Origin of the sequence: Solibacillus sp. FSL H8-0523 (genome assembly GCF_038051985.1) — a bacterium.
Lineage (GTDB): Bacteria > Bacillota > Bacilli > Bacillales_A > Planococcaceae > Solibacillus.
On the sequence record NZ_CP150291.1, the window covers coordinates 1,472,880 to 1,498,664 of the forward strand.

Genomic DNA, 25,785 nt, shown 5'->3' on the forward strand with positions numbered 1-25,785 from the left:
TTTGCCATATTCTTTGGAGGGAAACAACGATGAAAAATATCATAAAAATAGTCGGTTCATTTGTACTTGCTATTGTATTAATTTTACCTTTATCGATACAAGCATATGCAGAAACAACCGCACAAGAGGCTTACAACACATCAAGTCACTATATGCTAGAGCGCGTACCGAACCCAACATATGGTGATGAATGGGTGATAATTGCTTTGGCAAGAGGCGAGGCCAATGTACCTGCCACGTATTTCGATACGTACTATCAAAACTTGCAGCAGCAAATACAGGAAAAGCAAGGAAATTTACACAAATATAAATATACAGAATACGCGCGTGTCATTTTGGCATTATCTGCAATCGGCAAGGATGCCACAAATGTCGGCGGATATAATTTAGTCGAAAAGCTACAAAATTTTGATCAAGTCGTTTGGCAAGGAATGAATGGTCCGATTTTTGCATTAATTGCATTGGATTCATGGGGGTATGAGGCAACCGTACGTGATAAGTACATCCAAGCAATTGTAGAAAGTCAGCTAGAAAACGGAGGATTTGCATTGTCTGGCGATGCTGCAGATTTAGATATTACCGCGATGGCCATTCAAGCATTAGCTCCGTATAAAGAGCGAGAACATGTGGCTTTAACGATTCAACATGCACAAAGCTTCATGAAACAGCAATCAAAAATTGGCTACAACAGTTCAGAAACAGTAGCACAAATCGTCACTGCGCTATCGAGTATCGGCATTAACTCTCAGAACGACAAACAGATCGAGCGCTTACTTGATTTTTATAACGAAGCTGATGGTGGATTTAAGCATGTACATGAAGAAACCGCTTCAAACGGAATGGCAACCGAGCAAGCGAGTTATGCATTAGCTGCTTATCATCGATTTTTAAATGGTCAATCCTCACTTTATGACATGCAGGACACACGCAGTAGCTTTCGAGATACCGCAACAAGTTGGGCAAAGGACTATATCGAACAATCGTATCGTTTAGGGCTCATTAATGGCTTTGAAGATGGCACATTCCGCCCAAATAATCATTTAACGCGTTCCCAGTCAGCCGTCATTTTAGTGCGCGCGATGAAATTTAATTCTCACCAAGCAGCGCCATATCTAGATTTAGGAAACATGCCGCTTACCATGAAAAATGAAATCGCCGCAGCGTATGAAGCAGGCATTATTAAATACAATAATGGGGTTTTTAATCCAAATGATAAAGTGACACGCATTCAGCTAGCGCTGATGTTACTACGTACGTATAACCAACAACAGGCACCATTTAGCCCGGAAAAGTACGTCTTTTATAAAGATACAGTCAATTTAGGTGAAGAGCAGCAAGTAGCATTAACATTTTTGGCACAACATGAAATCGCGCAAGGATCAAATGGCAACTTCAACCCGAATCAACCAACGACACGTGCAGAAGCTACAAAAATGCTCATTAATTTTTTAAAAGTAATGGAGTGAGCAAATGATGAAAAAAACAACAGCCATGCTCATACTGCTTTTGACACTGATTTTATCCGCTTGTAATTTTCAAACGGTTGAACAATATGAGCAAATGGAAGAAGAGCAGCGAAGTATAGAAAATGAACAGCTTGAAAAACAGCTAGTGACAGTTGAAGAACCGGAAATTGTTGAACAAAAAAAAGTAGAAAAGCAAACCCAAGAAATTAACGAACAATTAGCTCCAGTTGAAGAGAAAGAAAAAGAAAAAGTAGAAAATACGGAAATTCCGCAACAGCCTGAACAAAAGCAAGAGCAAGAGCAAGAGCAAAAACAACCAGCGCAACAAACGGAATCAAAGCCAGCAGAAACGAAGCCCGTTGAAAAACAACAATCTACAACAGCTGTTGCTCCAAATAAAAAGCCTGATTCTACACAAGTCGAACAAAAGCAACCCGTTGTGGAACAGCCAAAAAGCTACGTTACGATTTCCATTCATGCGAATACGCTATTAAAAAATTTGGACAAGCTCGACCCTGCTTTACAAAGTGAACAATACGTTCCAGCAAATGGGACGATTTTATCTTCAAAAAAATATGAATTATTGTCAGACAAAGACACGGTTTGGACTGTGTTACAACGTGCAGTGAAGGAGCATAAAATCCATCTCGAGTATGAAGGGGCAAATGAAAATGTCTACAATAATGTTTACATCGAGGGCATCAATCATATTTACGAATTTAGTGCAGGCCCGTTAAGCGGCTGGATGTACAGAGTGAATGGTGTCTACCCAAGCTACGGCTGCAGTCAGTATGTGCTAAAAGACGGGGATCAAATTGAGTGGCATTACACCGTTGACCTTGGACGTGATTTAGGAGCTGATGGTAGATGATCAATAGTTTCGAAACGTATCATCCCATCGTCCTTTTTACATTTTTCGTTGCCGCAATCGGGATGGGTATGTTTTTAATGCATCCGGTATTTTTAGCCATTACAATTTTCTCGGCGATGAGTTTGAATTTTGCGCTTCGCCGAGGACGATTTTTAAAAGATTGGAAACTTTATGTGCCTTTATTTTTGATTATGGCTATCATCAATCCACTCATTAGTCATAACGGAAAAATAGTACTGTTTTATATGAATGGCAATGCAATTACAGTCGAAGCCATTTGTTATGGGCTAGCGATGGCAACGATGTTAACAGCTGTTATGCTTTGGTTTAGTAGTTATAACGAAGTCATAACGTCGGATAAGTTTTTATATTTGTTCGGAAAAATTTCTCCCGTTTTAGCACTTACATTATCCATTACTATGCGTTTAGTGCCACATTTTACTGAGCAGCTGAGTCGAATTGCGAAGGCTCAAAAAACGATGGGCATGGATTATTCAACCGGGAGTATTGTTCAGCGCTCGAAAAGTGTAATGCGCATCATTTCGATTTTAATAACGTGGGCACTCGAAAATGCGATAGAAACGGCGGATTCAATGAAAGCTAGAGGCTATGGTGTTGGGAAGCGTTCCACATTTTCATTGTTCGTATTTGAACGCCGCGATAGCTGGGTACTCGCGATTATTTGTGTATTACTTAGCGTAACGCTAGTCGGTAGTGTATTAGGGTACGCTACCTTTTATTATTATCCAACGTTTTCAGTCATCAGTGGGGAGTGGCAATCGTTCGTCATGTATGGCATGTATTTTATGCTCCTGATGCTACCACTTGCAATTGAATTGAAGGAGGCATTAAAATGGCAATCATTAAAATCGAAAATGTAAGTTTTACCTATCCACATGAATCAAAATCCGTTTTAAAAAACATTCAGCTTGATATCGAGCAAGGTGAATTCATTACTTTAATTGGGCAATCGGGTTGTGGGAAAAGTACATTATTAAAGCATTTAAAAAAAGAGCTACAGCCTCATGGTGAAAAGCAAGGGGCTATTTATTATAATGGGACAAATTTAAGGGAATTAGATGACTATACAGCCGCAACCGACATAGGCTTCGTCATGCAAAACCCAGAAAATCAAATTGTGACGGATAAAGTATGGCATGAATTGGCTTTTGGTTTAGAAAATATAGGCGTTGATCAAGTTACAATTCGTCGTAGAGTAGCAGAAATGGCAAACTTTTTTGGCATTCATAAATGGTTTCGAGAAAAAACAACGGTGCTATCTGGTGGTCAAAAACAGCTGTTAAATTTAGCCTCCATTTTAGTGATGCAGCCCAAAGTATTATTACTAGATGAACCCACTTCCCAGCTTGATCCCATTGCTGCGATGGAGTTTATTCATACACTTCATCGCTTGAATGAAGAGCTGGGCATAACAATTATTTGTATCGAGCACCGCTTAGAAGAAGTGTTGCCCATTTCAGACCGTGTCGTTGTCATGGACCGAGGTGAAATTTTATATGATGGTGAACCAAAGCAAGTTTTAAATGGCTTACATAAACAACATCCGATGATTCAAGCGCTTCCGACAGCAACGAAGATTTTTGCTGCACTTCATAGTGATGGGGTCGTCCCTATTACGATTCGAGAAGGCCAAAAATGGTTAGCGAAACAGTCCATACAAGAGGCACCTCATCTACAGCAACCTGTCCAATCTGAGCAATCAATTGTCCTGCAGGCGAAGGAGATAACATTCCGCTATGACAAAAATGATGCCGATATATTACGCAATTTTAATATTAACGTTCGCACAAATGATTTTTTCACCATTATCGGAGGAAATGGCTCAGGAAAGTCAACAGCATTAAACGTGCTGGCAGGTCTCGAAAAACCGTATCGTGGGGAAGTTTTTATCAATGGGAAGAAACTAAAAAGCTATCGTAATGATGAGTTGTACCGAAATATACTGGCCTATTTACCGCAAGATCCGAAAATTTTATTTACAGAAAAAACGGCTCAAAAAGAATTAGAAGTCGTGCAAGGTAAGCAGGAAAAACTCACGGAACTTGTGCAACTATTTCACTTAGAAGATAAGCTACAGCGTCATCCGTATGATTTAAGTGGGGGAGAACAGCAAAAACTTGCATTGGCAAAAATTTTACTGCTAGAGCCGCAAATCTTACTGCTTGATGAACCAACAAAAGGCATTGATGCCCATGCGAAAGAAGAGCTTGCACAAAATTTAAAAATGCTTCAAAAGGGTGGATTGACAATCGTCATGGTAACACATGATATTGAATTTTCAGCGCAGCATAGTACACGTTGTGCATTATTCTTCGATGGGAATCTTGTGTCAGAAGACGAACCGAATGCTTTTTATAGTGGCAATAGCTTTTATACGACAGCAGCGCATCGAATTTCACGTAATGTGATGAAGCATGCCATTACGTGTGAGGATGTGGTGAAACAATGCAAAAAAGCACAATTCGTTTAATCACGTCCATTCTTGTATTTTTTGTTCTCATACCGGTTACTTTATATTTAGGGATTACGGTTTTTGAAGATCGAAAATATTATATGATTTCTTTGTGCATCATCGCGCTTGCATGTATCCCATTTTTTGTTTCCTTTGAACGACGTAAGCCGCAGCCGCGTGAAATGTTAACGATTGCCGTCATGGCAGCCATTTCTGTTGCGGGACGTTGTTTATTTGTTGCGACACCAGGATTTAAGCCAGTGTCAGCAATTACGGCAATTACAGGCTTTACACTTGGCGCAGAAGCAGGTTTCCTAACGGGTGCATTATCTGCGTTGGTTTCCAATATGTTTTTCGGACAGGGACCGTGGACACCGTTTCAAATGTTCACCTGGGGCATGATTGGTTTTATTGCTGGATTGCTTGGTAAAACGGGGTGGATGCATAAAAAAATTCCGCTCATCTTATTCGGAATCTTTGCAGGCATCTTCTTTTCGTTCGGTATGGATATATGGGGAGCGATTTCGACATACGGTGTTTTTGAATGGGAAGCTTACATATTAGCGATGACATCTGCTGTACCATTTACGATTATATATTGCGTTTCGAATGTCATTTTTTTATTAGTCCTAGCAAAACCGATTACTGAAAAATTACAGCGAATTAAAACGAAATATGGACTGATGCAGTAACAGTCGTTGGCAAATTTTCTTTAAAGATGCTGGAATAAGCAAAAACACAAATCGCAACTAGACGGCGCGATTTGTGTTTTTTTATGAATTCAAAATAATGTTCATTTGCTAAAACCTTCACTATAGTAAAATGAAGGAAGAACGAAGCTATTTAAAAAATTTGCCAAATAGTCCCTTTGCTTGGGTATTCGAAGAGTCTTCCTTTGGGGCAGGTGGTGGTGCGTCTAGCTGCGAAACATTTAGCTTATTTAATACGCTCATAATAGCACTGTTTTGTTGTTCTACACGGTCGAGCTGACGCATTTGCGCGGCGTTTGGCTCGTTTGCCTGGTCTAAAATATGCTGCATCATACCGCTCAGCTGTTGTTTTAACGTATGGTTTTGGTCAATTAAGAGCTCATTTTGCGTACGCTGCTCTTCGATTAATGTCAGGAGCTGCATATTTTGCTGCTCAATACCGTAAACGTGCGTCGCAAGGAGCTGCATTGAATTTGATAAATCCTCGAATTGTGATATTTGAGGTGTTGCCGGAACGATGGCATACTGCGCCATTTCCGACGGTTTAAATGTTGGATCGGTTACGGTTTGTGCCGCTTCTTTAAGCTTTAAGCCCTGCTGTTTATAAAGCGTTAAAAAGGCACGTAATAGATCAAGATCTTGCTCTGTAAATTGTCGGTGCATGCGGCTGTTGCGGCGAACCTCGTAGCCATGTTCTTCTAAAAGGGTAATATAATTTTGTAGTGATGCTTTACTAATGCCGAGTTGTTCGGCAAATGCACTCGTCGCATAAATTGCGGCCATGATTCAAACTCCTTAGATGTCAAAAAATTAGTATGTAGTAACTTCAATTATACGTCTAAAGTAACGTAGGTGTGAAGCGTTATTTCATGTATTTTTAAATAAGTAGGTATTATTGAAAGGAGTCCACAATATGTTTTTAAAATCAGCCCGCATTAAAAAAGAAATGATTCATGATTTTCGTGCGTATCCGTTTTCGATTCCATTTGTTCGTTATTTAGATGAGCTTGATTTAGATACACCGATCACATTTTTTGTTGGTGAGAATGGCACGGGCAAATCGACGCTACTAGAAGCCATTGCGGATCAAATAGGCTTTAATCCAGCAGGGGGTAGCACGCAAAACTACAAAGCGTATGACGTCCATAAATCCGAGGCAGCACTCGGTGACTATGTGAAGCTTGCCTGGTGGCCGAAAGTTACGAATGGATTTTTCCTGCGTGCGGAAACGTTTTATCAATTTGCGTCACATGTTGATGAAACCGATCTGAGTGGCTATAGAGCATACGGCGGAAAGTCGCTGCATCATCAATCGCACGGTGAATCGTTTTTCTCATTGTTTCAACACCGCTTTAACGGCAATGCGATTTATTTACTCGACGAGCCTGAAGCAGCCCTTTCCCCGACAAGACAGCTGGCGTTTTTGACGTTGTTACATGATTTACTAAGTGAGGGCAATGTACAATTTATCATCGCCACACACTCGCCGATTTTACTTGGCTACCCGGATGCAAGAATTTATCAGTTTGATGAAACGGGCGTTGAAGAAATCAAATACGAAGAAACCGAGCATGTACAGGTAACCTCGTATTTTTTACAGCATCGTGAGAAAATGCTGGCAGATTTATTTGCGGAGGAAGAGGAGTAAGGTGAATCTTTCGAGAAGTTTATACGTAACTATGTAAAGGGAGCGTGATTGACTTGAGCAAATATTCAATTTCACAATTTATTCAAAAGACAAAACAGGACGAACAGGAAAATGACTTTTTTGAGTTGGAAACTGAGCGTGTATTAGAGGTCAATTTAAACGGTGAAGTATGGGCGAAAATGGGTTCGATGATTGCGTATACAGGTTCGATTAAATTCGAGCGTGAGCGTGTGCTAGAGCACGGTATTGGCAAAATGTTTAAAAAGGCATTAACGGGTGAGGGTACATCACTCATGCGCGCAAAGGGCAAGGGGCGTTTGTATTTAGCGGACCAAGGAAAGAAGATTACGATCTTTGAGCTTGGTGGGGATAGCCTGTGCGTGAATGGCAATGACCTACTTGCATTTGAAAAAAACATTAAATGGGATATTAAATTAATGCGCAAAATGGCGGGGATTATGTCAGGCGGTCTGTTTAATGTGAAGCTACAGGGGAGTGGTATGGTGGCAATTACAACGCATTTTGAGCCACTGACATTAATTGTGAAGCCAGGCGAGACGGTTTATACTGACCCTAATGCCACAGTTGCTTGGAGCGGTAATTTAACGCCTGAATTTAAAACCGATATTACGATGCGTACACTCATTGGGCGCGGCAGTAATGAATCGATTCAAATGGCGTTTTCAGGGGAAGGTTTTGTCATTATTCAGCCGTTTGAGGAAGTGTATTTGTCTTCAGAACAATAAGCTTAGACAGTTCCCATTTTTCGGTATAAACTAGAAGAATGAGGAGGCGTTGGAATGCAATGGCAACAATTACAACAAGCGACAGAAAACTATAAACTACAATTACTTGAAGCCGAAAAGCTACATAAAAAACAAATAACCGTCGAGCGTTTAATACAGCATGCGGAGCGTGAAATTGAGCGCTTCGAATTGGACATGCAGCAGGTGCGTAAAGACTTAAATAAACTAGAACAGTCATCGTTCATCAACTTATTCCGTAACTGGTCAGGCAAGCGTGACGAATTAATTGAGCAAAATTTAGACCAAGTAGCCGTAACGGAGCTCAAGCTAATTGAAGCACAGCTTACATTAGAAGATTTACAAGATGATCAGATTGATATTGTGCATAAATTAAATGCCATTAACGAGCCTTATATTGAACAGCAGCTACAAAAGCTAAATGATGAAAAGCAACTATGGTTAGCCAAGAATGCGCCGCAGCTTGCAGAAAAATTAACCGAGCTTGCCGAGCAAGAAACGCTGTGTAAGCAGCTCGTTAAAGAAATCCAAGAAGCCATCGAGGCCGGGAATGCTGCACTAAGTGCATTAACTGATGCTGGCTATGCCTTACATGAAGCACAATCGTATTCAACATGGGATACGTTTTTAGGCGGTGGCTTCGTTGCAACTGCGATGAAGCACGAAAAGCTTGAAACGACAAATAGCTATATTCACACAGCACAAATAGCATTGCAGCGCTTTACGAATGAGCTGTTAGATGTGAAAGACCTACGTCAGGATACGATTGAAATCGATACAGACGGCTTTGTGAAGTTTACCGATTTCTTCTTCGATAATATTTTCACAGATTGGTCAATCCATTCAAAAATTACAACGGCGATGAACCAAATCTCGCGCGTGCAAGATGATGTATCGAACACATTACGTGAATTACAGCAAAAATTAACCGTTACGCTAAAAACCGAAGCCGAATTGCTAGCAAAGCGCGCAGCCATTCTTAATTCCGACGAAACAGCATTGTTTTTTGAAAAATAGAGGGGTAAAATAGAGCGTATATTTATATGAGTTCTAGTAGAACCAAATCAAAGGAGTCTTTTAAATGAGCCGCTTAGTAGAAGAATTTTTAGAATTAGTACAAATTGATTCTGAAACAAAACATGAAGAAGTCATTGCACCGATTTTAGTGCAAAAATTAGAGGATATGGGTTTTGACGTATTCCAAGATGATGCACATACACGTAATGGTCACGGCGCAGGGAACATCATCGCAACATTAAAAGGTGACGAAACAATCGAGCCAATTTACTTCACTGTGCACATGGATACAGTCGTACCAGGTATCGGAATCAAACCAGAAATTCGTGAAGATGGCTATATTTATTCAGACGGCACAACGATTTTAGGTGCGGATGATAAAGCAGGGATGGCGGCAATTTTCGAAATGGCACGCCGTATTAAAGAAAAAAATATTAACCACGGGACAATCCAGTTCATCATTACAGCTGGTGAAGAAAGTGGCCTAGTCGGTGCGAAGGAATTAAATCCTGAACACATTATCGCAAAATACGGTTTTGCGGTAGATAGTGATGGTAAAGTAGGCGGTATCGTCGTAGCAGCACCATTCCAAGCAAAAGTAAACGTCAAAGTATTCGGTAAAACTGCTCATGCTGGGGTTGCGCCTGAAAAAGGTATTTCAGCAATTACAGTGGCAGCGAAAGCCGTAGCACAGTTAAAGCTTGGCCGTTTAGATGAAGAAACAACAGCTAATATCGGTCGTTTTGAAGGTGGGAAAGCAACAAATATCGTATGCGATGAAGTAACAATTTTCGCAGAAGCGCGTTCAATCGACGAAGCAAAATTAAATGCACAAACAGCGCATATGAAAGAAACATTCGAGCGTGTGGCAAAAGAACACGGTGCACGTGCAGAAGTGGATGTAGCCTTATCGTACCCAGGCTTCCGTGTAACTGAAGACGATCAAGTCGTTCGAATCGCACAAGCAGCAGCACAAGCAGTTGGCCGTACACCACAGCTAGGTATTTCAGGCGGGGGTAGTGATGCAAACGTCATCGCAGGCTTTGGTATTCCAACAGTTAACCTATCAGTTGGTTACGAGGAAATCCATACAACAAACGAAAGAATCCCAGTAGAAGAGCTTGAAAAATTAGCAGATTTATTAGAGCAAATTATCGTAGAAACAACTAAATAAGAGGTGAAATTATGGGCTTTGAAAAAGCAGTTGTCTTTTTATGTGGGACAGAGGAATACGCAGTACCGGTAGAACAGGTCGTATCAATCGAAAAATTAGAGCGTGTAACACCAATTCCACATTTACCTAACTACTTATTAGGCTTTACTCGCATTCGTGGCGAGTTAACACCAGTGATTGATTTTGGTCAAGTTTTATATAATCGTCCAACGCATACGGAGACGTCAAAAGTTATTGTATTATCAACAGACATCGTCAACTACGGATTACTTGTAGCCGATGCGCGCGAAATCCTGGATTTTGAAGAGGGCGTGTTAAAGCAAATGGGTCTTGTGAATTACGAGAAAACGAAGTACTTCACAGCCGTTGCCAATTTAGAGGACCGCATGATTTCATGTGTGGATCCGCATATTTTAGTCAATTCATTAGATGGCATCCGTGAGATTATTAATTACTTACACAAGATGCTGGAAAACGAAGAAGCGAAGGCTTAAATGAAGAGAGCGCACAAGATTAATTTCTTGTACGCTCTTTTTTTACCGTATTTTAGTTGGCCTTTTTTATTTGCCTCAGGTAGGCAAGGGCAGAGAGTAGCATAACGAGCGCGGTAATGATTGTAAGTGTTAATACAAGATTTTCCTCTACCCATGGCACGTTACCTAAGATGAAGCCAGACCCAAGCCAAACGGTTGTCCATAGCACAGCACCGATGAAATTATAGCGTAGAAAGCGGCTATATGAAAAATTAGTATAGCCAGAAATGAATGGTGTCATCGTTCGCATAATCGGCACGAAGCGTGAGAATGTAATGGCAACGTTATCATATTGCTGTAAAAAGTGCTGCGCTTTTTGTACTTGCTCCTCAGAAACAACGCGCATTATAAGGTTGCGCTTTGGTGGGATTTTACGTACCGAGCGCCCGATGAGATAATTGTTACTGTCGGCTAACGTTGTCGCAACAATAAAGAGCACAAATAAGACGACTAAATCAATTTTACCAAGTGCAGCCAGTGTACCGCTTGTAAAGACGGTGCTATCTCCTGGTAAAAATGTTAAAATAACAAAGGCGGTCTTAGTAAAAACTACGGCAAATAATAGCAAGTATATATAAAGTCCGAGCTCTTCTATGTAATAGAAAATCACTTGATCGATTCCACGTAGAAACTGAATGATGTCGAGTAGCATAGGCGATTCCTTTCTTCTTACGATTACGTCTTAGTATAGCGGAACCGTCATCATAATGTTGGTTTTAGGTCTTAGAACAGTTAATGGAGGTGATGCAGATGTTAAATGAAACAGCGAAACCAAAATTACGTATTCCAAAAACAAAATCCGAATGGGTATTTGATGTCATTGGTTATTTGGCACTCGCCACAATGCTTGCTGTGATTGTGTTTAACTGGAGTGTCTTACCAGAGCAAGTCCCTGCGCACTTTGGAGCAAATGGCGAAGTAGACCGCTGGGGTTCGAAATGGGAGCTACTTATTATTCCCGGTATTGCAATTGGCATGCATTTTTTCATGCTAGTCATTGGAAATTTTCCAAAAATGCATAACTACCCAGAGCGCTTTAATGAACAGAACGCGGCGGCGTTTTACACGAATAGCCGGCAAACGCTGAATTATATGCGTAATATTATTAATGTATTATTTAGCTATTGCGTGTATGTGGTGATTGCCATTGCACTCGGTCACGAAAGCTCACTCGGCTGGCCATTTTTCACGATTTTAGCACTGCTATTTGTTGTGTTAGGTTACAAAATTTATAAAACGTTTAAGATTAAATGATGAGGTGTTTGTAGATGAAAGCTTATTTAGCAAATGGATTATTTTCAATTGGGGACCGTTATGTCAATGAACTACTGGCACGCGAATTACGTGCGACGATTCCTGAAATCGAACTATACGTCCCACAGGAAAACGATGCGATTAACGATAAAAATGCCTATGCAAATAGTTTAGCGATTGCAGCGGCAGACTTAGCTAGCTTAAAAGAAAGTGACGTCCTGATTGCAGTGATCGACGGAGTGGAAATTGACTCGGGCGTGGCCGCTGAAATCGGCTCGTTTTCAATGCTAAACCGTCCGATCGTGGCGCTATTTAGCGATGTGCGTCAGCAAGGCCGAACAAACGCGAAGAAAATTGATGCGCTTGTCGCAGATGGTACGGAAAATCAGTTTATTTACCGCAATTTATTTGTCGTTGGGTTAATTAAGCAAAATGGTGTGATTGCTTCGACGGTTGAGGAAGTTGTGGAAGCAGTATTAAAGATAAGTAAATAGTAAGGTGAGCTGCGTTTCTTAGGGGATGCAGCTTTTTTTGTGCGGTACGTGGGGGAATTGGACCAAATATTCGTCAAGTTAAAGGGCAGAAGTAAATAATTTTTAAATAAACTTACATATTTTTCACACTCGTTCGTCTAATAGGGTAAGAGAGGTGGCACACATGGATTTTGACAAGCTGTATAGCGAGCAGTTTCAGCCGACATATGTATTTATTCGATACATGGTCGGGCATGCGGAACTAGCAGAGGATTTAACGCAGGAAACATTTTACCGCATTTATAAAGCGAAAAATTTAGAGCGTGTTACAAATAGCACGGTATACGTAAGGCAAGTGGCACGCAATCTTGTGTATGATTATTATCGCAAAAAAGCACTGATCAAGTGGCTACCGTTTACCGCATCACATGAACAGCATGAGGTGACGTATGTACCAGAGGATTGGTTGCTACAGCAAGAACAAAGAAAAGTACTATTTGAAGCACTGCAGCAGCTAAAGCCGTTGCAACGGGAAATCATCATTTACCGTAAAATTGAGGAACGTTCCATTGAAGAAACATGTACGATTTTAGGGCTAACTGCGTTGAAAGTGGTCAACACACAGCGCAGTGCCATGAAAAAGCTGGAGCAACTATTAGGGGGTGTGTATGATGAAGCTTGATAATCAGTTCAAACAGCTACAAAACCATCCAGAAAATGAACGCTTACAACAAGAAATTCGGGCAAAATTAGATGGAAAGAACGTGAAGAAACCGTGGAATCTGTTAGGAAGCCCTTTAGGTGAATGGAGCTTCGTCCTGGTATTTGTTGTCCTTGCGAGCTTTTTACTTGTTACTTCGTTAAATGACACGAATCAGGCGACATCAGATTCGATCAAGGCGATTTATTCTTATAAAAGTAGCGGATCAAGTGACGATTTCCGTGCAAAGCCGTCGACCAATTATATCGGCATGGAAAATGTGACGACAGACAGCTTATTATTTTTATTTGAAAACATTGATGAGCTACCGAGCGTTGATCCACAAACGAAGCAATATACGGATTATCAACTGATTGTTGTCTATGAAAACGGGGAGCAGCGCCGGTTTGAGTTAGATGACTATTACTTATATGATGTAGATCAAGACCTGTTTTACCCAGGCTTCAACCAATTGCCACAGGCCGTCTATTATGATTTACGTAATGTGCATTTTGTTAAACTACCAATTATTTTGTTGCCGGTGTTGATTTTAGTCGTTACCGGTGCTGTGTCTTTATTTTATAGTCGAAGAAAAATTGAATTACCGCGCCATAATCAATCGTTGTATGTGGCAACGGCTATTTATGTGCTCGTAATGATTGCGGTATTTTACTATGCGCTTAATATCGGCTTATTGTATCGACCGTTTATTTTCGTTTTGATTTTACTGCTCGGCTATATCATGTGGTGGCCAATTAAGCGCGGAACGACTAATCCGACGATACTTCGTGTTGAAAAACTAAAAATTATTGTAATCGTGCTGAGTGTAATCGCGTTTCTTTTTTGGGGATAGGTGAAAGTAAGTTAAACAGTAACTGTCGATAAGTACTAAGAACATAACAAGAGTAGCACCTAGTAGAATGGACTAGGTGCTATTGTTTGATAAATAATCAATGGGAGCTTCATTTCCAAATAATTTCATTTATGGTGTATAATTTTACAAAGTTGAAATAGAAATTTACTTGCTTAACTGAATGAATAAAATTATGGATGCGTGCAGGGAACGTAATAGAAAGAGGCTAAAGAGATGTCAATTGGACGAAATGATGCTTGTACATGTGGGTCAGGGAAAAAATTTAAGAAGTGTTGTTTGGGAAAGGTTACGAATGAATGGGGGACGGCTGGTGAAAATCCAGCGATTGAAGTTTTGCCTAAACCACTAAAGCAGCAGCAATTCTTTATCGATCGAGGTGTGCGTGAATTTGTATTGGCATCAATCGAATGGGGCCAACGCGTTTTAAAATCTGAGCCTGTCGATCAAGAACAGCTTGGGCAGATTTTTCAGGATTTAAGATTGTTTGCTACAACATCAAATCAACGAGAGGCTTATATGGATATTTTAAAGTCGACATTTAAAGCGCGAAATGAGTCGTTACGTGCATCGCAAGCTATGGAGCTAAAAAAACTTACTGTAAGTCAACCTGTGTTGCTACAAAATGAACAGGCATTATTAAATGACATAGCAACTAGCTGTCTTTTGGATTTAAAACCAGAATTTGCTGAACCAGATTACGGGATGATTTCTATTCAGCTCGAGTTCGCCTTTATTGTAATAAAAGATGTACTACTTGAACAGCAGCAATTTGTTGATCACGTTCAATTAATTGTTGATGAAGAGAATGGACAAGAATTTTTAACAAATTGGTCGATTCAATATCAGCAACTAGAGCAAGGAGATTTACCACAGCCGGTAATGGTTGAAATTTCTCATTTAAATGAGGGCTATAACACGTTGCAAAAGGTGAAAAATGACTATCCTCTTCTTGAAGAAAAGACGAAGAAGAACCTTGCAAGTGCACTCTATTATACGGAGCATTTAGATAATAAAATTCAACAATATTTGTTTTATGATGAGATTATTTTAGCGTTAATTACATCGATGGAAAAAGAATTTAGAACAATCATTGAATCACATAACCCTAAAAATGTGAATAAGCTACAATTTGTTGAGTTAATAAATGAATTTTATGATCATTATGAAGCAAGCTTTACGGAACTTTCAAAAGATGAAGCACATGAATTACGCAAAATTCGTAATCAATTGGCGCATGGGGAACGTTCGGCAAAACATGAAGATTTTATAGCGATTAAAGCACAACTAATTGATCAACAGTTCTTCATGGCAATCCAACATATCAAGCAGGAATTACGCGTAGTAACAAATGAAAATTAAAAGGATGGGCATTTAGAATACATATACCCAAGCCAATAATTTTGTAGTATAATATTCTCAACGTTAAGTTATTCTTTAACAATATAGAGACTACTTAGAAGATTTTCTAGGTATTTCATTTACGTAAAGTAGCCGTTTCCTTAATAGGTAAGTGTTACGCTACCATTTTTCCAGGTTGCAATTAAGCTTTCGCCTTCGTTGCACGAAGAAAAACAGGGGCCATGCCGACATAGTCGGAGCTTTATGGCAGATTTGCATTCGCAAAACAGGGCTACTTTACAAACGATGCTGCGTAAATTCTTACGCAGCTTTTCTTTTTGCAAAAATTGAAGATAGGTGAGCAGACCATGACAAAATTAAAACCGATTATGCATGAAAAGCAAATTGCCGAGTTATTAGATGTACCGTTTCGTGAATTTTATGAAACGCTTCAAGACGAAGAACGTTATCATGCATTCGCGATTGGTAAAAAGCGTGCCGGAAAACGAATTATTTATGCACCAAATGACCAATTGAAGCACATTCAGCAGCAATTCCTACATGTATTAGATCAATACCCTGTACATCGCCAAGCGCATGGCTTCAGTAAGGGCAAGGACTTTATTACGAACGCGTCGTTGCATGTTGGAAAGAACTTTATTTTTACATTTGATGTTGAAAACTTTTTCCCATCGATTAAGCAAAGAACGGTCAAAAGTTATTTTCGATCAACATTGAATTTAACGAATCATACATCAAATGTGTTAACAGATCTTGTATGCCATCCAGACGGTTTTTTACCACAGGGTGCACCAACATCACCTGTTATGACGAATCTCATTTTGTATCGTTTTGATCAGCACATGGAGGCGTTAGCGAAAAAGTACAAGTGTACGTATAGTCGCTATGCGGACGATATTACGTTTTCAACAAATGAAAATGTGTTTCCAAGCGCCATTGCGAAGCAGGATGTGGACGAGAATTGGCAAGTGAATGACAACATTGTCAAGGAATTAAAGGCTTACGGTTTGAAAATTCATCCACAAAAAGTGCATATGCAAATGCCTTCTAGTAAAAAGTTTGTTACTGGGGTTGTTGTCAATGAAAAATTGAATGTCAATCGCAGTTATATTAAACAGGTGCGCGCGGCTATTTATAATTTACAAACGAAAAAGCATTATAAGCAGGAAGTGTGTAAGGTGATTGGTCAGCAGGAGCGTCATTGGCATTTTGTTGAACGAACGCAGGTGCTACAGGCGATTCGCGTGTTACGTGGACAAATTGAGCATATTGGTAATGTGCGCGGAAAGCAGGATACGTATTATACACAGCTTTTAAAAGCGCACCGGGCATTAATTGGTATATATCGTTATCGTAGAATTTTATAGGTAGTTGTTTAGGAGGCGTCTAGATGACAGATAAACAATGCCCAATTTGCGGCGAGAACAATGCATGTAACGTAGCAGATGCAAAAAACTGCTGGTGCATGACTGTCAAAATCCCACAGGCATTATTAGACGAAGTACCAAAAGACCAGCAAAGTTGTATTTGCACAGACTGTGTACAAAACTATATGAAAAAAATGAAGACACTTTAGGCGTCTTCATTTTTTTGTAGTTTTTGCGGCATAAGGCTGCTCGTGAAAATCAGTAAGCTAATTAGAAGGATAACACCGATTCCAATAATACTTACCGTTTGGTTGTTGCCTGTAAAAACAGAATAATACATCAGTCCAAAAATGAGAAAAACCATCAAGGTAAGGATTAAAAAGTATAGTTTATATAAAGCTTTTAGTAATAAGTACTTTTGTCCATCGTCATAGTATTCTAACGTATCCGCAATCGGCGTTTTAGATTGGGGATCAGGTGCTTTAAAGTTCGGGAATGTAAGAGAATCTACTTTACTATTTGATATAAAGAAAAATAATGAAAACATAGTAATAATGAATGAGAACAACACAATTTCAGGTTGATCATTTCTAAAATACATAAAGCCCGTAGCGACTGAAATAAAGCCAATGATTAATGCAGTTAATACGAAGTACGAGGCATGATACATTTTACGCTCTAATGTGTTTAAAACATAATCCTCATCATCCATTTCCTTGTTCTTTTTTAGTCCGCGCGTGATGTAGACATAGTAAATCCCCGCAATGACAAGAAAAACACTACTGACTAGATTACCGCAAAGAAACACAATTTCTTGTGATGAAGCAAAATCATATGAAGTCCACAGTTGTCGCGTGCAAAAAAACGCGAGTATGATAGCAATCGTTAATAAAATCATTCTAATTCCTCCTGATCAAATATAAAAATTTGTTCAATCGTCTCGTTAAAGACATACGCAATTTTCGTTGCAATTAATAGTGACGGCATATATTCGTTGCGCTCGATCAAGCTAATTGTCTGGCGCGAAATTTTGGCTTTCTTCGCCAATTCGGTTTGGTTCATTCCCTCTCTGGCACGTAGCTCCTTTAATCGGTTTTTCATATTTCTCACCTCCACCTTATTGTAAATGATTTATGTCAAAATGACAAAGATAATAGTCAAAAAAACTAACATTGTTGTCATTTTGTAAGTGTATAGATGGGAAATGCATCTTTGTCTAAGTTTTAGGAACAAATTCCATGAGGAGGAGTCTTAGTTAACAAAGGGGTGTGTGTGGATGACTGCAAAATTATCGGGAAATAGAAAAAGGTTGTTGAAAATTGTATTGATTGTTGGTTTTTTTATATTGAGCGCAATTGGCTACGGTTTATACTGGGCATTTTATGATATGAATCGTCTACCAACAGGGGTATATCTCACGGAATCAACGTCACCAGATGGAAAGTATACGGTAAAGGCCTATGTATCGAGTCCAAGTTTAAGCGCGGATGCTGTTCGAGGGGAATTGATGTTTAATGAAAGTAAGCGCAAGCCGAAAAATATTTACTGGAATTACCGTGAATCAACAGCTGAAATCGTATGGCAAGATGAGCGGACGGTTGTGATCAACGGGCTATCCCTTCAAGTACCAAACGAAAAGTTTGATTGGCGACATGACTAAGTTTCGTATCTGTATTCCTCATACTTTGATGTTATACTAAGAAAATGAAATCAATGTAAGGGGTATATTATGCAAGTAAAGTTATTCGAAACGCGCTACGCACAAAAAGTAGCGACATTATTAAACAACTATTTACCGTTTGAAGAGGAAAATGAAATCACCGTGCTACAAGCAGGTGGCATTCAATATATCTGTGTGGACGGCGAGGAGGTCGTTGGTTATATTGCGGGTTACCTAATCAAAGATGCGCGTAACGAGTTCCCGTATTTTGAACAGGAGCTTACGGAGTTACGCTCGGTAACTACGAAAAAAGCGACATTTTACACAAGTCATTTAGTCGTCAATCCGAATTACCGCGGGCAGGGTATTGGCCGAGCACTTGTGGAGGCGTATGACAAGGCAGTGAAGGAACAAGCAGGTGCGGTAATCTCCGTTGGCTGGGTGAAGTCTGATACGAATTCATGGGATGCGGAGAAGTTATTCGCCACTATGGGTTTATCCCGTTTTATGTATATCGGTGAATATTTTAAGCCGTACGACGTGTATTGCCCGAGCTGTGATGGGCGCTGCGTTTGCGATGCGGATATTTATTATAAGGTGTATGACAAGTAGAAGCTGTGTAACTGTAGCTTCTTTTTTTCATGCAACTATTGTTCGGAAAATTTCGTTAGTTATTAAAATGATAGTAGGGGAGGAAATGATATGAATCGTATAAGTTCATTGATATTGAAAGGGCTTTTATTCGTATTAGGTGGCATCGTGCTACTACTTTGTGTATCTGCGTTACCGTATCTTGCGAAAGAGGCGGCAAGTGAATTTCCTGAAGTCGCGTATTTGCACTATCCGATTTTGCTGGGGCTTTATGCGACGGCGATTCCGTTCTTTTATGCGATTTATGAGACCGTTGCAATGCTTGGGATTATTGAAAAAGAATCGATTGCATCGAAACAGCTCGTGCCAGGTTTTAAGCGGATTCAATATTGTGGCATACTAATTGTGCTGCTGTATTGCGCGGGGATTGTACTATTATCAGTTGCGAAAGCATTAATACCAATGCTCCTATTAATCGGGATAGGGGTATTGCTCATAACGGCAATTGTCATTTCGACGTCGGCCTTTATGAAGCAGGCAATTGGGAAGAGTAGTTTAGCATAGAACTGAAGCCATGACTGATTAGGTGTCATGGCTTCAGTTTATTTTATAACGGATTTTGTTGTTTACTATTACAAGCCTCACAAATAAATATCCCTTCATTTCTTAAATAGGCTTTAATTTCCGTCATGCCTTTACGTTTTGGATAGCGCATTTTGACATAGACGACCTCATCGCCCTCGATTTCTTTTTTGCAAATGGAACATGTCGCTTTTTCGAAAAACATCGTTGGATCCTCCTAAGAACATTTATTAGTCTATACGTTTCGGGTGTAAATTAAGATTCGGAAATTTAAATATATCCACGATTTTCTCGTCAGGCTCATGAATGGATTCTACCAATGTCCATCCGCGTTTGGTGTAATAGTCTGAGGCATTTTCAGTCTTTAAATAGATTTCAGAGATGCCCAATACTTTTACATAGGCTAGTAAATACGTCATCAACTGTGCACCGATTTTTTGCTCGCGATATTCGGGTTTTACATAAAGTGAAGCAAGCCAAGGTGTATAGTGTGGGCGTTCTTTATAATCGTTTTGAAAAACAGATACTGTCCCTACGCAAGTTTCATTGACAATTGCGATAAAAGTTATCGGGAAAGAATCGAACTGTGTGTGCTGAAAGAATGTCTCTACATCAGCGAATGTCATTTTACTCGTTGTCCCAACTACAAATTCCTCGTAAATCATGTGAGCTACGTCTTTACTATAAGACGGCTTTTTTACTAGCGTTGTAATCTCCATCAAAATCACCCCTAACAATTGTGAATTATACGCGCTGCATATGCGTTTCCGTAAAGCCTTGTTTATATTTTAAGCCGTAGCCTAAGCAGCGGTCCATAAATATATGCGCCAGCCAAATGCATGAAATCATGAACAATAGATTAAGTGCAAACACAATCGCAGCGCCAAGTAAAATGATTGGAATGACAAGACTATGGCCAATATTGTAAATGCTTGCGCCAATGGAGTGATTGATTGCGTAACCAATCATCGTTAAATCAGGGGCGAACAGTAGCACTATAAATAACCACCATGAAAAATCAAATTGCCAGTAAATGAGCAGTGTTACTAAAAAAGCGAGGCCATATTCAATATGAAGTATGGTTTTATTCATCACGCGCACCTGCCTTCAATTGCTCAAATAATTGATTGATCGCGTGTTCGATTTTTGGTTGATTCTTTTCGTATTGTTGATTGTCCATTAATTGTGTAATCATTTGTAGTGTATCGACGGCATTTTTGTAAAAAGTTATGTAGTTTGTAAGTTGTTGTGATTTTTCGTTAAACAAGGCAACCGTTGTTTCGTTGCATTCTTCTGTGATTTCTTGTGCTTGTAATTGTGTTAATTGAGCGATTTCCTTTATAGAAAAACCAAGTTTTTTTAACACAATTACCATCTTTAGCTGAGCCTCGCATGATTCATCATAATGACGATAACCATTGTCGAGTCTTATTGGTTGTAATAATCCCTGTTTTTCGTAGAAACGAATGGTATCGATTGAAACCTGTAATTTTTCCGAGAACGCTTTAATTTGCATATTCCTCACCTCAACTAAACGATAACATTGGAGTATACTCTATGGTCAAGGAGAATTCCTTATTTAAAATTATAGCTTGGTACATTCAAAAAAGAGCAAACAAAAATAATCTCACAAATTTACGCTTGTGAGATTTTGAAAAGGGGGTTATGGAAATGGAATTAGCCAACTAAGTTATGCTTTACAACTTCATAAGCTTGGCAAATATTTACATAAGACTCTTTGTCCTCAGTAATCATGTCTAAAGCAATTTCGTATAAGTCAGATGCGTCTGTTGTTACTAAATCGTTTAGTACAGCAGCTTCCATTTTTTCTACAAATGATAAAATTTCTACGTTCATATTTGTCATCTCCCAATGAGTTAATTGTTAATGCTACTATACACCGAGTAGACGTCTGACTTCAATGAATATGAAGCCAAAAAAGCATGAAAACGTTCACAATATGACAACAAAATGAACTCGACTTGTTTTCGCTTACTGAAAGCGTTTTTCTAATAATTGTCATAATCTTTGGAATGAACAGACCTCTTGTGAATCATAGATCGTGTGCGCAAACAACGCTCACATTTACATATATTCTAGGGGAGATGGCTCGGTTTGGGTGATAAATGTGTATGAATTATGAAAATTCCAAACTATAGGAACTAAATAGAATGGAGAACGTTACTAAAATATGTGAAAGGGAAAAATTGGTTAAATTAAATTACGTGAGGTGATCGTGTTGGATGCGCAGCAATTATTAGATGTTAGTAGTAATTTGTTAATGACTGGCTTTATCTTAATGCTAATTGCGATTGTGCCGCTTGGGTTATCGGTTAAATCAAACAAAAAGCTATTCGGTAAGCTCGGTATTGTTTTAACGTATGTATCGTTTATTTTACAGCTTGGTTATTTTATTACGAGGTGGATGGCAGTAAAGCATGCACCAGTAAGTAATATGTTTGAGTTTATGACGTTTTTCGGAATCATGCTCGTAGGCGGATTTTTATTAATTTATCACATGTATAAGCAGGTGAGCGTGGGGTTATTTGTTATTCCCGTTTCACTCATTGTCATTGGTTATGGTAGCGTATTTACTAGTGATGCATCCCCGTTAGTACCGTCATTAAAAAGTAACTGGTTGGCGATTCACGTCATTACAGTTGCGATGTCGAGTGCGATTTTATCGATTTCGTTTGCGACTGGGATGATGTATTTGCTAAAGGTGTTGGATGTGACGAAAAAAACAATCAGTTCCCGTTCTTTAGAATTCGTGCTGTATTGTTTAATTGTCGTTGTGGGATTTATCGGTGCATCAACGGTATTCGGCTTTACAACGGAGCAGGTAACACTTAACTATGTTGATATACAAGGAAATGAAAGTACAGTGATTTATGAAATGTACCCGCTAATTGTCAATGAAAATAAGCAACAAGTTGGGATTTTGACAATATCAAATAAAATTGATGCAGCCAAACTAAATTCGATTACCTGGGCGTTTCTTGTTGGGACATTGCTATACATAGTGATTCGTATCATCACAAGAAAAAGTATTAGCCAATTATTAAAGCCATTAACAAAACGCGTTAATGCAAATTTAATGGATGAAATTTCATATCGTGCAGTGGTTATTGGCTTCCCATTATTTGCACTAGGTGGTTTACTATTTGCGATGATTTGGGCGCAAATTGCATGGGGCCGCTTCTGGGGCTGGGATCCTAAAGAAGTATGGGCACTGATTACATTCCTATTCTACGCGGCGATGCTTCACCTACGATTATCGAAGTCGTGGGAAGGCGAGAAGACGGCGTGGATGGCGATTATCGGATTTGGCATTATTATCTTCAATCAGATTTTTGTAAACCTTGTTATAGCAGGGTTGCATTCGTATGCATGACGTTTCTTTTTGAAATCGCTTATAACAATAACTAGTTATAAAGGAAACACCATTTTGACATCTTTTCAAAATGGTGTTTCTTTCATTTGTGATTAATTAATGATAAAAAAACTTATAATCAATCTTTATTTTTACTGAAAAAATCCATACTCCGTTCCACGAATTCTAATACTTCATTTGAAATAGGGAATAATCCAGTTTCTTCAGACGGTAGCTTTCGAATTTCCCAAAATTTATTTTCTAATTGGGCATCGCCTTGGAATGTTTCTTTTGAAAGAGCTGTGAGATTCATAGCAATTTGGTAACCTTCAACGGATTCAGGTGGAATCGTTAATGTAATACAGGACTCAATCTTTTTTATGAGGTTAATGTATTGTGCGGTTAGATAATCATTCTCGCTTAAATTCGGTAAATTATTTTCTAAATGGACTTTTTCATCGTCATTAAAAAAGTCCATCCATTTCTTTTCGGATTGTTTAGATTGGTCGATTAATTCAACTAGCTTTTCCCACGATAATGTTTCTTCTAATGATACGAGATTAATTAAAGTACTCGTATTTGAAATACTGGTTTCTAGCTCAGTTAGCTGACGTTGTAAATGATTATAATGACTAATTAAAATTTGCTTGTACGACAGTTGATCTAATAAATGCTGAATGTCTTCCAGTGGCATGGAAAGTGATTTTAGTATAAGGATTTTTTCGAGTTTAAATAAATCCTCCTCAGAATAATAGCGTTTCCCATAGTCATCTTTATAACTCGGCGTTAGAAGTTTAATTTGATCATAATAGCGTAGGGTACGATTAGATATATTACGTTGTTTACTGACTTCTCCAGTACTCCAATACTTCATTTTTTTCCTCCTAAAGGACTTGCGGGTTACGCTACGTCATCTGTTAAAGTTAAATTATACCATATAGAGAAGGGGACTTTATTAGAGATGGAACAACAAGAATGGAATAAAATCGATCAATGGGACTGGAAAGAATTTACTTTACTACTATTTGTTGAGTTTGTTATTGTAATTGGCGTAATCAAGTTTGTATTGAAACCTCTTTTTAATAATTGGTTTAGCAATGAGCTTTATTCAGGGACTTTGTTGGGACTAATGATGGCTATTGTGTTACTAGTAGCCGTTTATCTAATCGCACTGCGTCCTCAAAAGCTTTCTTGGGCAGAAGTTGGAGTGACCCGATTTTCAATAAAGGATTGGAAATTGATCTTTGCTTATTCGTTTATTTTATTAGTTGGTGCAGTGATAATTATGTTTATAACGACTTTGATAGGTAATACATGGGACAATAGTAAAACGGAATCATTGCAGCAAAATGTTACTTTGTTGAGCGTGTTAGTAGCATTTATATCAGCGGCAGTCATTTCACCGATTTATGAGGAAATCTTTTATCGGGGATTTCTGTATCGCTGGTTACGCATACGGCTTGGATTAACAGGAGGGCTTATTATTAGTGCATTTATATTTACGATTGTTCATGTACCTACATATAATGTAATGCCTGTAAACTTTTTTAGTGGTCTTATTTTTGCACTAGCATATGAACGAACAAACTCTATTTGGCCAGCTGTTTTTATTCACGGCATCACTAATGGCATCATGGTTTTATTGACAAGCTTTTTATAAAAAATGGAAAGCGTATTTAGATAAATAGTATAAGAGAAATCAATAGCGACGAGCGTTGATTTCTCTTGTTTTTTTGAGCGATTTTGATTGGTTGGAGTCGATTCCAACAAGGAAATACTTTACTGTTTCCAATAAAAATAATTCCCATGTCCATCTGTATGCTGCAAGGTTTTCTTCTCTGTTGTTACGCCATGCTCGATCAAATCAACATGTAAATCCGGGTCATACAGATTGTTATAAATATGATAGATACCATGCTCGTTACTTAAACGCTCAAGCAGTTCGAGTAAATCTGTTTTGAGTTGTGCTGGAAACTGATTTGCTACATGCGTATGGAAAATGATGATTTGCGTTTCTTTATATGCTTCATTTGCGAAAAGCGTTGGGAGTAGAGCAGTAAAATCACCTGTTAGTAATTGTTTTTCACATTTTGCGTGAATATAACGGGCCTGGTTTAAATTCATTTTACGTTCTTTAAGCTCTGGCCAAATTAAGCTTTGTATCCACTCATATTGCTCCTCATTATTTACGTCAATTATGTTTAAATCAATGCCAATTCGATTGAGGATGACTGGCTTTTCTAAAAAAGGAATTGGGTCACCAAAATTTTCAGCTACTAATGTTAATGGGCTTGTTTCATCGCCGAACGAAATCAACTCCTGTTGTTTAATTTGGTAGTGATAATGATCTACATTTAATAACAAACCTGCACTCGTCCCAATTTCGATTAAGGTTAACGGCTTTTTAGTCTCAACTGCGATTTCAGAAAATAGGGGATATAAATAGCTTGCTCGCTGGACTTCATTTGTTTGGACGAGCTTCGTTTGAAATAGTTGAATGAGTTCGTGTTGAAACTCCGTACAAAATGCAATTAGTAATGGAAAGCTTTGTTCTAAATTCGCCTCTTGTGGATGTTCAAATACCTGTTTTAGTGGTGTTTCCTTTTGTAGAGCTAGGTATTGAACTGACGCAAAAAACAAATTCGGTTTTGGCTGTGTTTGTGGGATATGCGTGATCAAGTTTAATAACGGCTCATGATTGATAATACGCTGACACCAATACTCATATAACGGACTTCTACCATGCGCCTCCATTTCAGCAAAGCGTTGAAATGTTGCGATTAATTTCTCCATAAGTACACCTCATTTCGTTGATGATGTTATTGTATAATGATTGTTATATTAAGGGAATTAATGAAAATTAATGAGTGTGATTAATAATTTTAATCAAAGGGGT

General features: G+C 38.8%; 33 protein-coding genes. 22 read left to right on the top strand and 11 right to left on the bottom strand.

What is annotated here, in order from left to right; genetic code table 11:
• The first annotated feature begins 29 nt into the window (after nucleotides 1-29).
• From NSQ62_RS07015 to NSQ62_RS07035, 5 genes are read left to right on the top strand one after another with little or no spacing between them, the layout of a single operon-like run.
• The gene (locus NSQ62_RS07015) at nucleotides 30-1,466 is read left to right on the top strand and encodes an S-layer homology domain-containing protein (RefSeq protein WP_341323211.1); all 1,437 of its coding nucleotides are present in this window, start codon (nucleotides 30-32) and stop codon (nucleotides 1,464-1,466) included.
• Between the two features lie 4 nt (nucleotides 1,467-1,470).
• Entirely contained in the window at nucleotides 1,471-2,337 is an 867-nt protein-coding gene (locus tag NSQ62_RS07020) for a DUF4430 domain-containing protein (RefSeq protein WP_341323212.1), read from the top strand.
• Entirely contained in the window at nucleotides 2,334-3,218 is an 885-nt protein-coding gene (locus tag NSQ62_RS07025; RefSeq protein WP_341323213.1) for an energy-coupling factor transporter transmembrane component T, read from the top strand. The genes NSQ62_RS07020 and NSQ62_RS07025 overlap by 4 nt, the downstream gene beginning before the upstream one ends.
• Nucleotides 3,191-4,828, top strand: a complete 1,638-nt coding sequence (locus NSQ62_RS07030; RefSeq protein ID WP_341323214.1) for an energy-coupling factor transporter ATPase — start codon at nucleotides 3,191-3,193, stop codon at nucleotides 4,826-4,828. The genes NSQ62_RS07025 and NSQ62_RS07030 overlap by 28 nt, the downstream gene beginning before the upstream one ends.
• Nucleotides 4,804-5,502 (top strand): ECF transporter S component, encoded by a 699-nt coding sequence (locus tag NSQ62_RS07035; protein ID WP_341323215.1) that lies wholly within the window; start codon nucleotides 4,804-4,806, stop codon nucleotides 5,500-5,502. Before NSQ62_RS07030 ends, NSQ62_RS07035 begins: the two co-directional genes overlap by 25 nt.
• A 147-nt stretch (nucleotides 5,503-5,649) precedes the next feature.
• Here the strand turns inward: NSQ62_RS07035 and NSQ62_RS07040 are convergent, their stop codons facing one another.
• Nucleotides 5,650-6,303 (bottom strand): MerR family transcriptional regulator, encoded by a 654-nt coding sequence (locus NSQ62_RS07040; RefSeq protein WP_341323216.1) that lies wholly within the window; start codon nucleotides 6,301-6,303, stop codon nucleotides 5,650-5,652.
• A 130-nt stretch (nucleotides 6,304-6,433) separates the two neighbouring features.
• On the opposite strand from NSQ62_RS07040, the gene NSQ62_RS07045 reads away from it, so the two are divergent.
• The 5 genes from NSQ62_RS07045 (at nucleotide 6,434) to NSQ62_RS07065 (ending at nucleotide 10,617) form a co-directional block, all read left to right on the top strand.
• Entirely contained in the window at nucleotides 6,434-7,168 is a 735-nt protein-coding gene (locus tag NSQ62_RS07045) for an AAA family ATPase (protein ID WP_341323217.1), read from the top strand.
• 53 nt (nucleotides 7,169-7,221) lie between these two features.
• On the top strand, nucleotides 7,222-7,914 hold the full coding sequence (locus tag NSQ62_RS07050) for an AIM24 family protein (RefSeq protein ID WP_341323218.1): 693 nt from the start codon (nucleotides 7,222-7,224) through the stop codon (nucleotides 7,912-7,914).
• A 54-nt stretch (nucleotides 7,915-7,968) separates the two neighbouring features.
• Complete coding sequence (locus tag NSQ62_RS07055; RefSeq protein ID WP_341323219.1) at nucleotides 7,969-8,949, top strand: hypothetical protein; 981 nt, start codon at nucleotides 7,969-7,971, stop codon at nucleotides 8,947-8,949.
• Nucleotides 8,950-9,013: 64 nt separating this feature from the next.
• Nucleotides 9,014-10,123, top strand: a complete 1,110-nt coding sequence (locus NSQ62_RS07060; protein ID WP_341323220.1) for a M20/M25/M40 family metallo-hydrolase — start codon at nucleotides 9,014-9,016, stop codon at nucleotides 10,121-10,123.
• Nucleotides 10,124-10,134: 11 nt separating this feature from the next.
• The gene (locus tag NSQ62_RS07065) at nucleotides 10,135-10,617 is read left to right on the top strand and encodes a chemotaxis protein CheW (RefSeq protein WP_341323221.1); all 483 of its coding nucleotides are present in this window, start codon (nucleotides 10,135-10,137) and stop codon (nucleotides 10,615-10,617) included.
• A gap of 52 nt (nucleotides 10,618-10,669) precedes the next feature.
• On the opposite strand, the gene NSQ62_RS07070 is transcribed toward NSQ62_RS07065, so the two are convergent.
• A complete protein-coding gene (locus tag NSQ62_RS07070) occupies nucleotides 10,670-11,308 on the bottom strand; it encodes a VTT domain-containing protein (RefSeq protein ID WP_341323222.1) in 639 nt (212 codons plus the stop codon).
• Between the two features lie 98 nt (nucleotides 11,309-11,406).
• Between NSQ62_RS07070 and NSQ62_RS07075 the strand changes: the two genes are divergently transcribed.
• The 7 genes from NSQ62_RS07075 to NSQ62_RS07105 all read left to right on the top strand — a co-directional run bounded on the left by NSQ62_RS07075 (nucleotide 11,407) and on the right by NSQ62_RS07105 (nucleotide 16,892).
• Nucleotides 11,407-11,910 (top strand): DUF1648 domain-containing protein, encoded by a 504-nt coding sequence (locus NSQ62_RS07075; protein ID WP_341323223.1) that lies wholly within the window; start codon nucleotides 11,407-11,409, stop codon nucleotides 11,908-11,910.
• Nucleotides 11,911-11,924: 14 nt separating this feature from the next.
• Nucleotides 11,925-12,404, top strand: coding sequence for a nucleoside 2-deoxyribosyltransferase (locus tag NSQ62_RS07080; RefSeq protein ID WP_341323224.1), 480 nt, complete (start codon nucleotides 11,925-11,927; stop codon nucleotides 12,402-12,404).
• Nucleotides 12,405-12,567: 163 nt separating this feature from the next.
• Nucleotides 12,568-13,065: an RNA polymerase sigma factor gene (locus tag NSQ62_RS07085; protein WP_341323225.1), complete on the top strand. Its 498-nt coding sequence runs from the start codon at nucleotides 12,568-12,570 to the stop codon at nucleotides 13,063-13,065.
• Nucleotides 13,052-13,936 carry a dehydrogenase gene (locus tag NSQ62_RS07090; protein WP_341323226.1) on the top strand — a complete coding sequence of 295 codons (885 nt, stop codon included), beginning with the start codon at nucleotides 13,052-13,054 and terminating at the stop codon, nucleotides 13,934-13,936. The genes NSQ62_RS07085 and NSQ62_RS07090 overlap by 14 nt, the downstream gene beginning before the upstream one ends.
• Nucleotides 13,937-14,170: 234 nt before the next feature.
• Nucleotides 14,171-15,316, top strand: a complete 1,146-nt coding sequence (locus NSQ62_RS07095; RefSeq protein ID WP_341323227.1) for an SEC-C metal-binding domain-containing protein — start codon at nucleotides 14,171-14,173, stop codon at nucleotides 15,314-15,316.
• A 347-nt stretch (nucleotides 15,317-15,663) separates the two neighbouring features.
• Nucleotides 15,664-16,683 (top strand): reverse transcriptase domain-containing protein, encoded by a 1,020-nt coding sequence (locus tag NSQ62_RS07100; protein ID WP_341323228.1) that lies wholly within the window; start codon nucleotides 15,664-15,666, stop codon nucleotides 16,681-16,683.
• A 23-nt stretch (nucleotides 16,684-16,706) separates the two neighbouring features.
• Nucleotides 16,707-16,892: a cysteine-rich CWC family protein gene (locus NSQ62_RS07105; RefSeq protein WP_341323229.1), complete on the top strand. Its 186-nt coding sequence runs from the start codon at nucleotides 16,707-16,709 to the stop codon at nucleotides 16,890-16,892.
• Here NSQ62_RS07105 and NSQ62_RS07110 read toward each other — a convergent pair.
• Nucleotides 16,889-17,581: a DUF3169 family protein gene (locus NSQ62_RS07110; protein WP_341323230.1), complete on the bottom strand. Its 693-nt coding sequence runs from the start codon at nucleotides 17,579-17,581 to the stop codon at nucleotides 16,889-16,891. The genes NSQ62_RS07105 and NSQ62_RS07110 overlap by 4 nt on opposite strands.
• On the bottom strand, nucleotides 17,578-17,784 hold the full coding sequence (locus tag NSQ62_RS07115; protein ID WP_341323231.1) for a helix-turn-helix transcriptional regulator: 207 nt from the start codon (nucleotides 17,782-17,784) through the stop codon (nucleotides 17,578-17,580). Before NSQ62_RS07115 ends, NSQ62_RS07110 begins: the two co-directional genes overlap by 4 nt.
• A gap of 175 nt (nucleotides 17,785-17,959) precedes the next feature.
• On the opposite strand from NSQ62_RS07115, the gene NSQ62_RS07120 reads away from it, so the two are divergent.
• From NSQ62_RS07120 to NSQ62_RS07130, 3 genes are all read left to right on the top strand, one after another.
• Nucleotides 17,960-18,343 carry a DUF5412 domain-containing protein gene (locus NSQ62_RS07120; protein WP_341323232.1) on the top strand — a complete coding sequence of 128 codons (384 nt, stop codon included), beginning with the start codon at nucleotides 17,960-17,962 and terminating at the stop codon, nucleotides 18,341-18,343.
• Between the two features lie 69 nt (nucleotides 18,344-18,412).
• Nucleotides 18,413-18,955 carry a GNAT family N-acetyltransferase gene (locus NSQ62_RS07125; RefSeq protein WP_341323233.1) on the top strand — a complete coding sequence of 181 codons (543 nt, stop codon included), beginning with the start codon at nucleotides 18,413-18,415 and terminating at the stop codon, nucleotides 18,953-18,955.
• 90 nt (nucleotides 18,956-19,045) lie between these two features.
• Nucleotides 19,046-19,498: a DUF2975 domain-containing protein gene (locus tag NSQ62_RS07130; RefSeq protein WP_341323234.1), complete on the top strand. Its 453-nt coding sequence runs from the start codon at nucleotides 19,046-19,048 to the stop codon at nucleotides 19,496-19,498.
• 43 nt (nucleotides 19,499-19,541) lie between these two features.
• Here the strand turns inward: NSQ62_RS07130 and NSQ62_RS07135 are convergent, their stop codons facing one another.
• From NSQ62_RS07135 to NSQ62_RS07155, 5 genes are all read right to left on the bottom strand, one after another.
• Nucleotides 19,542-19,721: a Fe3+ hydroxamate ABC transporter substrate-binding protein gene (locus NSQ62_RS07135; protein ID WP_341323235.1), complete on the bottom strand. Its 180-nt coding sequence runs from the start codon at nucleotides 19,719-19,721 to the stop codon at nucleotides 19,542-19,544.
• A gap of 25 nt (nucleotides 19,722-19,746) precedes the next feature.
• On the bottom strand, nucleotides 19,747-20,235 hold the full coding sequence (locus tag NSQ62_RS07140) for a GNAT family N-acetyltransferase (RefSeq protein WP_341323236.1): 489 nt from the start codon (nucleotides 20,233-20,235) through the stop codon (nucleotides 19,747-19,749).
• Between the two features lie 25 nt (nucleotides 20,236-20,260).
• Nucleotides 20,261-20,608, bottom strand: coding sequence for a DUF4260 domain-containing protein (locus NSQ62_RS07145; RefSeq protein WP_341323237.1), 348 nt, complete (start codon nucleotides 20,606-20,608; stop codon nucleotides 20,261-20,263).
• On the bottom strand, nucleotides 20,601-21,032 hold the full coding sequence (locus NSQ62_RS07150) for a MerR family transcriptional regulator (RefSeq protein ID WP_341323238.1): 432 nt from the start codon (nucleotides 21,030-21,032) through the stop codon (nucleotides 20,601-20,603). Before NSQ62_RS07150 ends, NSQ62_RS07145 begins: the two co-directional genes overlap by 8 nt.
• Nucleotides 21,033-21,193: 161 nt before the next feature.
• A complete protein-coding gene (locus NSQ62_RS07155) occupies nucleotides 21,194-21,373 on the bottom strand; it encodes a hypothetical protein (RefSeq protein ID WP_341323239.1) in 180 nt (59 codons plus the stop codon).
• A 382-nt stretch (nucleotides 21,374-21,755) separates the two neighbouring features.
• Between NSQ62_RS07155 and ccsB the strand changes: the two genes are divergently transcribed.
• On the top strand, nucleotides 21,756-22,910 hold the full coding sequence (ccsB, locus tag NSQ62_RS07160) for a c-type cytochrome biogenesis protein CcsB (RefSeq protein ID WP_341323240.1): 1,155 nt from the start codon (nucleotides 21,756-21,758) through the stop codon (nucleotides 22,908-22,910).
• A 118-nt stretch (nucleotides 22,911-23,028) separates the two neighbouring features.
• Here the strand turns inward: ccsB and NSQ62_RS07165 are convergent, their stop codons facing one another.
• Nucleotides 23,029-23,763, bottom strand: a complete 735-nt coding sequence (locus NSQ62_RS07165) for a MerR family transcriptional regulator (RefSeq protein ID WP_341323241.1) — start codon at nucleotides 23,761-23,763, stop codon at nucleotides 23,029-23,031.
• Between the two features lie 87 nt (nucleotides 23,764-23,850).
• On the opposite strand from NSQ62_RS07165, the gene NSQ62_RS07170 reads away from it, so the two are divergent.
• Nucleotides 23,851-24,549, top strand: a complete 699-nt coding sequence (locus NSQ62_RS07170; RefSeq protein WP_341323242.1) for a type II CAAX endopeptidase family protein — start codon at nucleotides 23,851-23,853, stop codon at nucleotides 24,547-24,549.
• A 119-nt stretch (nucleotides 24,550-24,668) separates the two neighbouring features.
• On the opposite strand, the gene NSQ62_RS07175 is transcribed toward NSQ62_RS07170, so the two are convergent.
• Nucleotides 24,669-25,682, bottom strand: coding sequence for a DUF2332 domain-containing protein (locus tag NSQ62_RS07175; RefSeq protein WP_341323243.1), 1,014 nt, complete (start codon nucleotides 25,680-25,682; stop codon nucleotides 24,669-24,671).
• Nucleotides 25,683-25,785: the final 103 nt, after the last annotated feature.